Genomic DNA, 13365 nt, shown 5'->3' with positions numbered 1-13365 from the left:
CGCTCCCGGTCAATTGTCAGTGGCCCGTGCCACACTCCCGTCATGGCCCCCGAACCGCTCGCCGCCCTCACCTTCGCCGCCTGGCGCCGGCTCGACCTCGCCGCCGCCACCCGGATCGCGGCCCAGGCCGCCGACGGCGCGGGCGGGCGGCTGGAGCGGGTCGAGACGGTCGAGCACCTGGGGGCGCCGCTGCACCGGGTGCTGGTCGAGCGGGGCGGGCGGATGTTCGCGCTGATACCGGGCGGCCGGGTCACCGTCGGCTTCGACCCGGCGGCCTGGCGGCCGTCCGCCGAACTCCTCGCCGGCTACCGGGAGGAGAGCGTCGACCAGGGCTTCGGCGACGAGGACCTGCACGCCCACCTCGCCCGGGTGCTCAGCCCGCGCCGGACGGTCACCGTGCCGACCCTGCTCATGGCCGTCGAGGACGAGCCGATCGAGGAGGCACCCGCCGACATGCCGGCCCTCCTCGCCCGCGAGGGCCTCCGGCTGCCGACGCCCGACGAGTGGGAGCACGCCTGCGGCGCCGGCGCCCGCACCCTGTTCCGCTGGGGCGACGAGTGCCCGCTCGACCGCATCCCCTACGGCGACGACACCGGCCCGCACGCCGGCCCGAACGCCTTCGGCCTGCTCATCGCGCACGACACCTACCGCTCCGAGATCACCGCCGAGCCCGGCCTGATCCACGGGGGCGACGGCGGCGAGTCCGTCTGCGGCGGCTACGGCACCTTCCTGTCCTGGCTCCCGCTCGCCACGGCCAACCGCCACCCCGACCTCGCGGCCTTCGTCTACGGCGAGGAGGGCGAGGACCTCGTCGACTGCCTCTCCACCCGCCCGGTCCTCGACCTGCGCTGACCCCCGCCGCGGCAAGGGCGATCAGGCCGCCCGGGGGTCCTCGGTGCCGTCAGAACTCGGCCGTGTCCAGGACGACGCCCAGCGGCTCCGGCAGCCGTAGCCCGCCCGCGGTCGGATCATCACGCCGCCCGGCGAACATTCACCCGTGCGTGGAAGGTGGCCGGTTGATGGTGGCTCGGGTGGATTCGCGGGTGTGACTTCTGCCCGATCGGTTGACCGATTGAGGTGACCATGGCACTTTCGTGCGGCGCGGGCGTCCGCAACCGGTCGTACGCCCCGCATCCCCCACAAGGAGAGCCATGCTCAAGAGACTTGCCGCCGCGTCCGCCGCGAGCGCTGTCATCGCCGGGGTCCTCACCTCGGTGGCAGTCGCCCCCGCGCAGGCGGTACAGGCCGGTGACCTGGCGTCCACCATCGCGCTGAGCAACTGCTCGGCCTCGCTGGTGCGTTACCCCTCGTCGGTCGACACCGACCGGGCCCTGATGCTCACCAACGGCCACTGCCTGCCGACCATGCCCCCCGCCGGCCAGGTCATCCAGAACCAGACCGCCAGCCGCAGCGGCACCCTGCTCAACGCCTCCGGCGGTTCGCTCGGCACCGTGCAGGCCGACAAGGTGCTGTACGCAACCATGACCGGCACCGATGTCGCGCTGTACCAGCTCACCGACACCTTCGGGTCGATCACCACGAAGTTCGGTGCCACCGCGCTGACGATCAACGACACCCACCCGGTCGACGGTTCGGCGATGTACATACCGTCGTCCTACTGGAAGCAGACCTGGAACTGCTCCGTCAACGGCTTCACCGACCTGCGCGAGGACGCCTGGAGCTGGCGCGACTCGATCCGCTACAGCGCCGGCTGCAACACCACGCACGGCACCTCCGGTTCGCCGATCGTCGACGCCGCCACGCGCAAGGTCGTCGGCATCAACAACACCGGCAACGACGACGGCCAGATGTGCACCCTCAACAACCCGTGCGAGGTCGCCGCCGACGGCACCACCACGGTGCACCAGGGCCAGAGTTACGGCCAGGAGACCTACTGGTTCACCACCTGCCTGGGCAACGGTCGGGTCATCGACCTCAACGTCAGCGGCTGCCTGCTGACGAAGCCCGCGGGCAGCGGCTCCGTCTCGGTCGCCAACCCGGGCAACCAGTCGACGGCGGTGGGCGGTTCGGCCAACCTCAAGATCACGGCGAGCGGCGGCTCGACCCCCTACACCTACTCGGCGACGGGCCTGCCGGCCGGTCTGTCGATCAACGCCTCCACCGGTGTCATCAGCGGCACCGCGAGCACCGCGGGCACCTACAACGTCACCGTGACGGCGAAGGACGCGGCCGCCAAGGCCGGTAGCACCAGCTTCACCTGGGTGGTCACCGGCGGCGGTGGCGGCACCTGCACCCCGGCCCAGCTGCTCGGCAACGCGGGCTTCGAGACGGGCACGGCCGCGCCGTGGACCACCTCCAGCGGCGTCGTCGACAACTCCTCCTCGCAGGCCCCGCACGGTGGCAGCTGGAAGGCGTGGCTGAACGGCTACGGCTCCACCCACACCGACAGCCTCTCGCAGACGGTCACCGTGCCCTCGGGCTGCAAGGCGACCCTCAGCTTCTACCTGCACATCGACACCGGCGAGTCCGGCACCACGGCGTACGACAAGCTGACGGTCCAGGCCAACGGCACCACGCTGAAGACCTACTCCAACGTGGACGCTGCCGCGGGCTACCAGCTGCGCACCTTCGACCTGTCCGGCTACGCGGGCCAGTCGGTGACGATCAAGTTCAACGGCACCGAGGACTCCTCGCTGCAGACCAGCTTCGTGATCGACGACACCTCGATCGCCACCAGCTGACGCCGGCTGCGTGAGCCGACGGCGCGGCCCCTCGGAGCGCACTCCGAGGGGCCGCGCCGCGGGCGGTGGCCGGTCGGTACTCGCGGCCGTCCGGCATCACGGGCGGAGCAGGAAGTCGATCCCGCCGACTTCCTGCGCCGCACCTCCCTGCCTCCCTGCTTCCCTGTCTCCCCGCCTCCTTGCGTCCTTACGTCCGGGGCGGGCAGAGCGCCGTGTCCAGGGCGGCGAGCACGGCGTTCGCGGCCGCGTCGGTGGTCGGGGACTCGTTGATGGCGATCGTGGCCTGCTTGCCGCCGGGAGCCATGGCGGTGACGGTGTGGTGGCCGGCCCGGGTGGAGCCGGTGTGGCCGGTCCAGACGCCGCCGCAGGAGAGCGGTTCGGTGATCAGCCCGAGCCCGTAGCGGCCCTCGCTGCCGAGCCGCTCGGGGTCGCCGGGCACGGTGGTGCGCATCTCGGCGAGCTGTGCGGCGGGGAGCAGGCGGCCGCCGAGCAGCGCGGCGAGGAAGCGGTTGACGTCGGACGGCGTGGAGATCAGCGCACCGCCCGCGCCGCCGGCCGAGGTGTTCCAGCGGGTGCCGTCGACCCGGACCGGCACGCCGTCGCGCTCGGCGGTGAAGTAGCTGTGCGAGTGGCGGCCGCGGATGTCCTCCGCCGTGCCCGGCCAGTAGGTGTCGCGCAGGCGCAGCGGGTCGATGACGCGCCGGGTGACCTCGTCCTCGATCGACCGCCCGGTGACGTGCTCGACGACGAGGCCCGCGAGGACGAAGTTGGTGGTCGAGTAGTGCCAGCCGGGCCCGGGATGCGGCAGGCGGAGCGCGGCCTCGACGAGTTCCCGCGGTGCGAACCGGTGGTGGCGCAGCCAGTCGACGTCCGCGTCGGCGAACGCGTCGGCGTGGTCCGGCAGGCCGCCGGTCTGCTGGAGGAGTTGGCGGACGGTGATGGTGCGCCCGTCGTAGCCGCCGCCCCGGACCACGCCCGGCAGATGGTCCTCCACCGTGGAGTCCAGCGAGAGGCGTCCCTCGGCCGCGAGCTGGAGGACGACGGTGGCCGTGAACGTCTTGGTGACGCTGCCGATCCGGAACCGGTCCTTGGCGCTCGCCGGCCGCCCGGTCCGTACGTCGGCGACGCCGCTCGCGCCGGCCCACGCCCCGCAACCGGGCTCGACGACCTCGACGACGGCGCCGGCCAGCCGGTGCTCGCCGGTCAACCCGTCCAACGCGGCTTGCAGGGCCCGGTGGTTGCCGCAGCCGGGGCGCGCGGGCGTGGCGGTGGCGGTCCCGGTCGGCAGCGTGGCGCCGACGATGACGACGAGGGCCGCGAGTAACGCGTGTTTCTTCATGCGGCCCAAGCTACGTGCGTGTACACCCGTTCCGCGCTCGGGCCCGCCCCCGCGCCGGTCCGGGGGGCAACCCCCTTGCGGAGACGAGTGGTTGGGGATCTATTCCCGGCGGAGGATCATGTGCAGCTCCGGTGAACGGGGTTGGGGACGCTGGCGTCGGGGCGCGTCGGTATGATCCGTCGCAGGCTGGCAGCGGTGGGGGGCATGTCAACATGGAGGGTCTAGGGCCGTACGGTCCCGTGCAGATCGGGCCGTTCAGGCTGCTGGCGGTGCTCGGGCAGGGCGGGATGGGCCAGGTGCTGCTGGGGGTAGCGCCGGACGGGCGGGCCGTGGCGGTGAAGCAGGTGCACGCCGAGTTCGCCGGGGACGACGGGTTCCGGGTGCGCTTCCGGCGCGAGGTGGAGGCTTCGCGGCGGGTCTCCGGTGCGTACACGGCGGCCGTGATCGCCGCCGATCCGGAGGCCGGGACGCCTTGGCTGGCCTCGCAGTTCGTGCTGGGGCCCGCGTTGAACGAGGCGTTGCGCGCGGTCGGGGCGCTGCCGGAGGAGTCCGCGCGCCGGTTGGCGGCCGGGCTGGCGCAGGCGCTGATCGACGTGCACGCGGCCGGGTTGATCCACCGTGATCTCAAGCCCTCCAATGTGCTGCTCGCCGAGGACGGCGTACGGGTGATCGACTTCGGGATCGCCCGGGCGGCCGAGGGGCAGGACACCAAGCTGACCCGCACCGGCGCGATGATCGGCTCGCCCGGCTTCATGTCGCCCGAGCAGGTCGAGGGACGTGAGCTGACGCCCGCCAGCGACGTGTTCTCGCTCGGGGCGACGCTCGCGGTGGCCTCTGCCGGTCGTCCCGCCTTCGCCGGGGAGTCGTTGCCGCGGATCCTGTTCGCCGTCCTGCACGCCGAACCGGAGCTGAGCGGGGTACCGGCGGGCCTGCGGCCGTTGGTCGCGGCGTGCCTGGCGAAGGATCCGGCGGCCCGGCCGACCCCGCAGGCGGTGCTGGCGGCGCTGGGGCGGATCGAGCCCGCGGCCCGGCCGTGGCCCGACGCGGTGCACGGCCTGCTCGCGGTGCAGCGGGCGGAGGTGGACCGGTTGATGGGTGGCGGTGCGCCGCACGTCGTCGCCTCGGTGCCCACGCAGACCGCGTCGCGGCCCGTGCCGCAGCCCGCGCCCGTGCTGCCGCCGCCGACCGTGCCGCAGCCCGCGCCCGTTCGTCGGCGCCGGCGCGGCCTGCGGATCGCGCTGGCGGTGGGCGCGACGGTGCTGGCGCTCGCCGGGGTCGCGGGCGGGCTGGTCGCCACCGGGGTGGTGGACCTGGACTTCGTGCTCCCGGAGGCGGTGCCCACGCCGGGGAACGTCCCGCTCGCGCAGGTCAAGGACAAGTACGCGCCGGCGGTGCCGACGTGCGTGGACGCCCGCAGGGTGACGGCACCACCGGAGTTCTCGCTGCCGTGGGGAAACCCCGGGACGTGGGAGGCCACGGACACGTACGGGAAGGTTCCGGAGAAGTCCTGCCAGTGGAACAGCCGCAGCGGTGACCAGGTCAGCATCGTATGGGACGTCTTCCCGAGCGTCCCCGGCGGAGTGAGCGGCGCCGCGCGGGCGAAGGAACACTACGAGGGCCTCTACGTCGGTGGTCGTACGCGCGTGGCGGACCCCGGCTACGCGGAGGAGGCGTTCTGGCTTCCGGCGAAGTATCTGGACGAGAGCAACTGCGTGCTCTACGTCCGGGACGTCAATCTGTACGTGTTCCTCGCGGTGAAGGGTGCCGGCTACCCGAAGGGGCAGTGCGAGGAGACGACCAGGACGCTCGCCGCGTCGGCGGTGGAGCTGGCGAAGTACGTGACGGTCAACGGCGCGTCCCCGGACATGTCCGCCACCACACCGGCGTTCAAGTGACCGGCCCCACGGGCGCTCCGGGCCCGTCGATGCGGCCGCGCCGGGAGTCCGATCCGGCCGAGGTCGGCCCGTACCGGGTCCTGGCCGAGCTCGGCCGCGGCGGGATGGGCCGGGTGCTGCTGGGCGCGGGCCCGGACGGGCGACTGGTGGCCGTCAAGCAGGTGCATGAACGGTTCGCCGCCGATGCCGCGTTCCGGGCCAGGTTCCGGCGCGAGGTCGCCGCCTCCCGCCGCGTGTCCGGCGCCTTCACGGCGGCTGTGATGGACGCCGACGTGGAGGCGGTGACGCCCTGGCTGGCCTCGGTGTTCGTGGTCGGCCCGTCGCTGGCGGACGCGGTGGAGTCCGGCGGACCGCTGCCCTCGGACGCCGTGCACGGGCTCGCGGTCGGCCTGGCGACGGCCCTGGTGGAGATCCACCGGGCCGGGCTCATCCACCGCGACCTCAAACCGGGGAACGTCCTGCTCGCCGAGGACGGCGTGCGGGTCATCGACTTCGGGATCGCCCGGGCGGTCGAGGAGGACGCCGAACTCACCCACACCGGCGGGGTGATCGGTTCGCCCGCGTTCATGTCCCCCGAGCAGGCGGAGGGGCGGGCCCTGACCCCGGCGAGCGACGTGTTCTCGCTCGCCTCCCTGCTGGCGCTGGCCCTGAGCGGACGCAGCCCGTTCGAGGGGGCGTCCGCGCTGCGGACCCTTTACAACGTCGTGCACAGCGAGCCGGACCTCGGCGGCGTCGCACCGGAGACACGTCCGTTCCTGGAAGCCTGCCTGGTCAAGGACCCGGCCGCCCGCCCGACCCCCGCCCGGCTGCTCGAACTCCTCGGCCCGGTCGCCCCCGCCGCCCGGCGCTGGCCGGCCGCGGTGCACACGATGATCACCGCGCAGCAGGCGGAGGTGGACCGGCTGCTGGCCGACCCGGGCCGCACCCTGGTGCTGCGCGCGGGAGCGCCTGCGGCCGTCGGGCCTGCTGCCGCCGCCGTTGTCCAGCCCGAACCGACCGCGCTGCGCACCGTCCTGGACGGTGCGGTCACCGGCTCCGGTGGCGCGGTCGACGCTACGTCGGCACCGTCACCGGCACCGGAATCGGCCCCGCCCCGTCGGCGCCGTCGGCCCACCGCCCTGATGGCCACCGTCGTGCTCGCGCTGGCCGGTCTCGGCGGCGGCGGATACCTGCTGCTGCACGACCCGAACGGCGGGGGAGCAGGTACCGGCCCGGCCGCCGCGGACAAGTACCTGAAGGCGCCGATCTGTTCGGAGGCGGCCCCCCAACTGCCCTTTCCCGCCGAGCAGCGCCGGGCGGAGAAGGACAGCTACTACGAACAGACCACCTACGCCAACACCCGGTGCGCCTGGTACGGCTCGTACCTCGCGGTCGACGGCGCCCGCTACTGGGACGACACCGCGGCCGCCAGCGTGACCTGGAAGATCCGGCGCACCTCCGGCAGCGACAACGGCACCCGGGTGCAGCGGAGCGACTTCGGCGACTTCGCCAAGGGCAAGCGGAACGCCCCCGGCATCGGTGTGGGGGACGACGCGTTCTGGGACGCGCCGGGCCAGGGCGAGAGCTGCTCGCTCGCCGTCCGGGACGGCAACCTCTGGCTCTGGGTGGGCCTGGGCGGGCCGGACCACCCGGCGGAGCGCTGCGAGGCGCAGGCGGCCGAGGTCGCGCGCGCGGCGCTGGCGGCGATGCCGCACTGAGCGTCCGCAGTCGTGTCCCGGTGTTCAGGCGTCCTGGGGTTGGCGGGCGGCCGGGACCGTCGGGTCCGTGGCCCAGGTGGTGAGGAGGTGCAGGGCGGCCTCGGTCGGGTCGTTCGGCACCGGGGTGAGGGTCACCAGGCGCTGGCGTTCCGGGCCGGACAGGTCGAGGGTCTCGTAGGTGAAGGTGAGCGTCCCCACGGCCGGGTGGCGGAAGCTCTTGGTGCCGTGGGTGCGGACCTCCACGTCCGCGCGGGACCAGAGCCGGTGGAAGGTGTCGCTCTCCGCACGCAACCGGTCGATCAGCCGGGCGAGTTGCCGGTCCTCGGGGTGACGCCCGGCGGTGGCGCGGAGCTGGCCCACGGTGTCGGCGGCGAGCCGGTCCCACTCGACGTAGAACTCCCGGGCCTCCGGGGCGAGGAAGAGGAACACGGCCAGGTTCCAGCTGCCCGGCGCGGCGGACGCCCCGTGGACGAACAGCCGCTTGGCGACCGGGTTCAGCGCGAGGACGTCCAGGCGGTCGCTCAGCACCATCGCCGGGACCCGCACGTGCTCCAGCAGCCGCACCAGCTCCGGGCGGGCGCTCGCCGCCCGGTCCGACTCGGGCCCGCCGGTGGGACGGACCTTTCGTCCCGGCCGGGCGAGGCGGTGCAGGTGCTCGCGCTCCACCCGGTCCAGGCGCAGCACCTCGGCGAGCGCGTCGAGGACCTCGTCGGACGGATGCTTCGCCCGGCCCTGCTCCAGACGCTGGTAGTACTCGACGCTGATCCCCGCCAACTGCGCCAACTCCTCGCGCCGCAGACCCGGCACCCGCCGCCGTCCGCCACCGCGCAGCCCGGCGCTCTGCGGGGTGATCAGCGCCCGGCGGGCCTGGAGGAACTCCCCGAAATCATGGTGATCGTCCATGCGGGCCAGTATGACCGGTGCTGAACGGCCGGTGCCGAACGGCCGGTGCCTAGGGTGGCCCTGGCAGTACCCGTATCAGCGGGGCCTGGGCGGTCGGGCGCGGCCCCGACAGGCTGGGACTTGTTCGAGGGAGCCCCGGGCTCCCGCACCGCCTCACATACTCAGGGACAACCCATGTGCCACCCCACCGACAGCCGCCCGCCCGCCGCCCCCGTCGTCACCGGGACGGTCGCCGAGGAGGGCCGGTTGGAGATCACTGCGGCCGACGGCAACCGGTTCAATGCCTTCCGCGCCGCCCCGAGCGTCCCCAACGGCCGCAGCATCCTCCTCCTCCCGGACCGTCGCGGCCTGCACCCCTTCTACGAGGACCTCGCCCGCCGCTTCGCCGAGGCCGGGTTCCACGTCATGGCCTTCGACGTCTACGGCCGCTCGGCCGGCCTGACCCCCAGGGACGCCGACTTCGACTGGGCGGTCCACATGCCCCTCCTGGAGCCCGCCCACGTCGAGGCCGACGCGGCAGCGGCGCTGACCAAGCTGCGCGAGTGGAGCGACGCCCCGGTGTTCGGCGTCGGCTTCTGCCTCGGCGGCTCCTACTCCTGGCGCCTCGCCACCACCGACCTCGGCCTGTCCGGCGCGGCGGGCTTCTACGGCGTGCCGCGCTTCTTCGGCGACCGGACGGAGCAGTTGACGGCGCCGCTGCTGATGCTGCTGGCGGGGGAGGACGTGGTGACGACGCGGGAGGAGTTCGCGGAGTTCACCGGCGGTCTTGAGCGGGCGGGCAAGGAGTACGAGATGAAGGTGTACGAGGGCGCCCCGCACTCGTTCTTCGACGACAGCGAGGAGGACTGGAGCGAGGCCTGCACCGACGCCTGGCACCGCCTGCTGGCCTTCACGGGAGTGCGGATCGGTGAACCGGCGGCGTGAGGGGGCTGGGGTCGGTGAGGCCCGGCCCGCCGAGGCGAACTCGGCGGGCCGGGCGGGGGAGTTCGGGGGCGTAGGCTTCCGGGGTAGTGATGGCGATGAAGGGAATGCGCCAGATGTCCGAATTCCAAGAAGTTGCGAAATCCGGCTCGCTCGCCGCCTGAACGCGCAGGTCACGAACTCTGCTCCCCGCACACGCGGGGTTGGTCCCTCGCAGCCAGTTGTGGGGAGTTGCGATCCACTCTGCTCCCCGCACACGCGGGGATGGTCCCTACTTCGGCTGGCACGTCTGTGTGGGGCGAGAGGCTGCTCCCCGCACACGCGGGGTTGGCCCTGCCCCACCAGTCTTGCGGTGGGGCGGGGACGGATTGTGGCTTTGGGTGCCTGCGTGGGAAGTCGGATACGCCGACTTCCCACGCAGGACGGCGTGGCGAAGGGCTCGCGTTCCCGTGGGCCGGGTTTCGGGTCTTGGTTCGAGTTGCCCGGCGTAGGAGACGCGCGGGCCCCAATCGCCCGCTGTGGACCTGGACCGGTGCTGCAATAGAGGCGTTGGACAACTTCCAGGTCGGCTGCGGCGCCGACGGGATTCGAACCCGCGGACAGATAGGGACAGGGCCGTCCGTCTCCGTCAGTCGACGTGAGCGGGACCTCGCCCACGTCGATCGCAATGGGCCGCTCTGCCACGGCACCGCAGCCTGCGGGAATGCGCGCTTTCCCGTTCCGGGACACGGTAGCGGGACGGCGTTGGCGTAGCGATGCCTTATCCAGCAGCGACACCCGCTGCCACAGAACCACAGGAGTTGAGCCGAGACCCGGTCGGGCGGCAGTTGTCCACTGACCTCGGCGTCTCAAGGTGCTGGTGTTTGCTGGGTGTCGGTCGCGCAGTGATTTCGGTGGCGTCTTCGAGGGCGTGCCGGCCACAAGGGACCGGGTGCGGTGACCACAGTGGGCCCGCTTGGCCCAGCTGAGCCGTTCGCCGATCTTCCGACGATCGGCCCGGCGCGCGGCCAACTGCTGTGCTGGCCCCGAAGAGCGACCCGCTCCCTGTCCCCAGCCTGGCAATAAAAAGACTTTCTGTGTTCCGCCAATACACGGCCACCCGCTGCGGGATCGTTGTCCGCGAGGCGCGGCGAACGGCCGTGCCGACCAGGCCGACGATGGAGGGCCGTCGATGGCTGAACGGGAAACATGGACCACGGACGAGTTCGGGTCATCGCACGAAGGCTCTGTCGGCGTACTACTGCCCGACGGCACAGTTCCGGAGCCCGCCTTCTTTCCGCTGTCGTCCGGAGCGGGAGGGCAGACCACCTCGGAGTGGAGCGTCTACGACGGCAGCTTCAGCCTTACTCCCAGAGCACACGCCCTGCGTGCCGTGTGCTCGTGCGGCTGGACCGGTACCGAGCGCCCGCTCGACTGGGCGCAGATCGGTGAGCAGAACCTTCGGGTTGCTGCTGGAGACCTCGCGGAAGAATGCGAGATGGAATGGTGGGACGGACACACCACCACGGTGGAGAAGTCGGCCATTGCCGTCCCGGAGGACATCACCGACCTGCTGCGCCTCGTCTCGGAGAAGATCGAGAAGTTGGCGCAGCAATCGCCTCTGGCAGCGGTGAGAGCCGCCCGCCTGCTGGAGGTCACCGCAGTCCGGTCCTCGTACTGGCCGGCCCACGACGTGCGGGCGAAGGCAAGCCCGGAGGAGGCGGCCGCCGCACTCGGTCTCAATGAGGACGACACCCTGGACCTGCTCGCCCGATTCGGCAACTGGAGTCTGTACCAGTGAAGCTCCGGCCCGGCCGGGACCGATTCTTCGGCAGGCCTCGAGTGGTGCCCTACGGCTTCGCGGCCAGGTGTATTGGGGCTTTGGACCCCTGCGCAGGAAGTCGGATGCGCCGACTTCCTGCGCAGGTTGCTGCGGAGCCTCTTCGTTCTGGGCGCGAAAGCTTGTCCCGTAACCGGTCTTCGACAGCGCGGGATTGGTTGGCCAGGATCCCTTCGGGGAGACGCCGGCCTCGGTTCACCCCTGCGACCGCACGACACGACAGTGGGTAGCAGCCCCCCTCCCGACAACGTGCAATCCTCCTGACCTGGGGAGATGAGCAGGGCCCCTGTTATTGTGCGCCAATGTCAACGATCAAGCAGTTCCAAGTGACCTTCGACTGCGCGGAACCGGTGGGCCTCGCCGCCTTCTGGTGCGAGGTGCTGGGGTACGTCATGCCGGAGGTCCCGGAGGGCTTCGCCACGTGGGAGGAGTGCTTCCGCTCGCTGCCGCCCGAGGATGCGGTCTACTTCGCGTGCACTGATCCCTCGGGTGTGGCCCCGCGCCTGCTCTTCCAGCGGGTTCCCGAAGGCAAGGTCGTCAAGAACCGGGTGCATCTCGATGTGCGGGCCGGCGTCGGGCTCGTGGGTGACGAGCGCCTGGCCGCACTTGAGGCCGAATGCGCACGGCTGACGGTGCTCGGCGCGAAGCACGTGCTGACGCAGCGCGCCGATGGCGTCAACGAGTCCTGCATCACGATGCAGGACATCGAGGGCAACGAGTTCTGCCTCGCCTGATTCTTCTCCTCCGGGACGACGAGGTGGGGAGCCGCTTTCCGGGCACTTTCTGCCAGTCCGTCAGTTCGCCGCCCCGGGGTCGGCGGTGCGGGATGACGAGGCCGGTTCCGGGGTAGCCGCCGTCGGCGACCGTGCTTGTCCGGCCGACGGCGGCCTCGGCCCCGGATTCCTGCGGGACCGGTCTCGTCCGGCAGAGCTGCCCGACGCACTGTGGCGGGGTGTCAGACTCGGTATTCCCGCACTGCGATGTCCTTCGACCGCCACGGCTCGGGTGTCTCCTCGGCGTCTGCGAGCCGTTGGACCCATGCGAGCTGGCTGGCGAAGTACTGCCAGTACGAGGTGCCCTCTGCCGCGCCACCCTTGTCGAACGTCATGATCGGGCCGTCCGTGCCGCGCTTCCCGTGGCCGTACAGCATGACCCGGATGCTGTCGTCACACCGCTCCATCGCGAAGCTGCAGGGGAAGTTGTAGAGGTAGATCCTCAGGTCACCGCCTGCCCGCTCGGCTGCCTCGGCGAGTGGCCGGAGCACTTCCCGCTCGTACCGTGCGGGGTCCTCCATCGCGGCTTCGGCCGGCTCCAGCCGGTACCGGTCGCGTCGGCTGTCGCAGTGCGGGTCCATGATGAAGATTCGGACCGGCACCTCGCGCGACTTCGAGGTGATGATCGGCATTATCTCGTCGGAGCCGTAGAAGTTCCTGGTGAGGCCGAACATCACGACGCGCTCGCGTGCCCCGCGAATCCGCGTGATGAGGTCCGCCTTCGACTCGACGTTCGTGAACGGGAAAAGGTCCGTCAGGCCGGCCTGTTCGAGGTGTCCCAGCATTGCCCCAAAGTAGTCACGGCCGTACCCCAGGCGGTCGGGCCGGGTGCCGTACACGCGGCACAGCTAGTCGAATCGCTCATCGGGCGGGCGCCTTGATTCGTGTCCCACTGGCACAACTCGGCGTCCGCGGTACTGGGCCCGGGCGAGCGGCTCGCCCGCGGGCCTTGCTCGACGGCAGCTCTCCGTCCGGGGCAGCGGTTTGGAGGTCGGATGCCACCACTCTCCAGGTCCTGCGCAGCCCACTGGCGTTGGCGCTTCGAGGTTCGACGTCCTGCCGGGGCGCAGGAAGTCGAATGCGCCGACTTCCTGTGCAAGGCACTTGGCCCCTGCCGAGCCGGCAGGGGCCAAGTTGTGGACCACGTAGGCCCCGACTGGATTCGCATTTCAACTGCGCTCGGCTCCTTGGAGCTTGGCTGTATGGCGGAGACACCGGCAGGCGGTTCTCTGGGCTGTCGGGGCGTGGTCGGAGGATGGGTCACTGGCAGCAGGGCTCCTGAATCCGGTCCCGGCCGGCGGGCGACAGGCGGTGGG

General features: G+C 71.8%; 9 protein-coding genes, 1 tRNA gene and 3 pseudogenes. 8 read left to right on the top strand and 5 right to left on the bottom strand.

The genetic code is table 11. The features are described 5' to 3' along the window. Positions 1-42: 42 nt before the first annotated feature. From IF01_RS0100960 to IF01_RS51760, 3 genes and pseudogenes are all read left to right on the top strand, one after another. Entirely contained in the window at positions 43-852 is an 810-nt protein-coding gene (locus IF01_RS0100960; RefSeq protein ID WP_030391255.1) for a hypothetical protein, read from the top strand. Positions 853-1151: 299 nt separating this feature from the next. Then, positions 1152-1769: pseudogene (locus IF01_RS51765) on the top strand (trypsin-like peptidase domain-containing protein); the annotation flags it as partial. A gap of 210 nt (positions 1770-1979) precedes the next feature. Beyond that, a pseudogene (locus IF01_RS51760) lies at positions 1980-2702 on the top strand (Ig domain-containing protein); the annotation flags it as partial. 187 nt (positions 2703-2889) lie between these two features. On the opposite strand, the gene IF01_RS0100950 reads toward IF01_RS51760, so the two are convergent. Beyond that, entirely contained in the window at positions 2890-4041 is a 1152-nt protein-coding gene (locus tag IF01_RS0100950) for a serine hydrolase domain-containing protein (RefSeq protein WP_030391253.1), read from the bottom strand. A 239-nt stretch (positions 4042-4280) separates the two neighbouring features. Between IF01_RS0100950 and IF01_RS43420 the strand changes: the two genes are divergently transcribed. Together IF01_RS43420 and IF01_RS0100940 are read left to right on the top strand one after the other, a co-directional pair. Further along, positions 4281-5936 (top strand): serine/threonine-protein kinase, encoded by a 1656-nt coding sequence (locus IF01_RS43420; protein WP_051754796.1) that lies wholly within the window; start codon positions 4281-4283, stop codon positions 5934-5936. After that, positions 5933-7633: a serine/threonine-protein kinase gene (locus tag IF01_RS0100940; RefSeq protein ID WP_341845473.1), complete on the top strand. Its 1701-nt coding sequence runs from the start codon at positions 5933-5935 to the stop codon at positions 7631-7633. Before IF01_RS43420 ends, IF01_RS0100940 begins: the two co-directional genes overlap by 4 nt. A 24-nt stretch (positions 7634-7657) precedes the next feature. Here the strand turns inward: IF01_RS0100940 and IF01_RS0100935 are convergent, their stop codons facing one another. Further along, positions 7658-8536, bottom strand: coding sequence for a helix-turn-helix transcriptional regulator (locus tag IF01_RS0100935; RefSeq protein ID WP_037778605.1), 879 nt, complete (start codon positions 8534-8536; stop codon positions 7658-7660). 174 nt (positions 8537-8710) lie between these two features. On the opposite strand from IF01_RS0100935, the gene IF01_RS0100930 reads away from it, so the two are divergent. Then, positions 8711-9460 carry a dienelactone hydrolase family protein gene (locus IF01_RS0100930; protein WP_030391249.1) on the top strand — a complete coding sequence of 250 codons (750 nt, stop codon included), beginning with the start codon at positions 8711-8713 and terminating at the stop codon, positions 9458-9460. 569 nt (positions 9461-10029) lie between these two features. Here IF01_RS0100930 and IF01_RS48025 read toward each other — a convergent pair. Next, positions 10030-10147, bottom strand: a tRNA-Arg gene (locus tag IF01_RS48025). Between the two features lie 481 nt (positions 10148-10628). On the opposite strand from IF01_RS48025, the gene IF01_RS0100925 reads away from it, so the two are divergent. Continuing rightward, the gene (locus IF01_RS0100925; protein WP_030391248.1) at positions 10629-11237 is read left to right on the top strand and encodes a hypothetical protein; all 609 of its coding nucleotides are present in this window, start codon (positions 10629-10631) and stop codon (positions 11235-11237) included. A gap of 341 nt (positions 11238-11578) precedes the next feature. Then, on the top strand, positions 11579-12010 hold the full coding sequence (locus IF01_RS0100920; protein ID WP_030391247.1) for a VOC family protein: 432 nt from the start codon (positions 11579-11581) through the stop codon (positions 12008-12010). A gap of 34 nt (positions 12011-12044) precedes the next feature. On the opposite strand, the pseudogene IF01_RS46615 reads toward IF01_RS0100920, so the two are convergent. Together IF01_RS46615 and IF01_RS46610 are read right to left on the bottom strand one after the other, a co-directional pair. Then, positions 12045-12182 (bottom strand): annotated as a pseudogene (locus IF01_RS46615) (IS5/IS1182 family transposase); the annotation flags it as partial. A 49-nt stretch (positions 12183-12231) separates the two neighbouring features. Next, positions 12232-12834: a hypothetical protein gene (locus IF01_RS46610; RefSeq protein WP_157855134.1), complete on the bottom strand. Its 603-nt coding sequence runs from the start codon at positions 12832-12834 to the stop codon at positions 12232-12234. Positions 12835-13365 lie beyond the last annotated feature (531 nt).

Source organism: Kitasatospora purpeofusca, assembly GCF_000718025.1.
Classification (GTDB): Bacteria; Actinomycetota; Actinomycetes; order Streptomycetales; family Streptomycetaceae; genus Kitasatospora; species Kitasatospora purpeofusca.
This window is presented reverse-complemented; position numbering and strand designations above follow the sequence as displayed.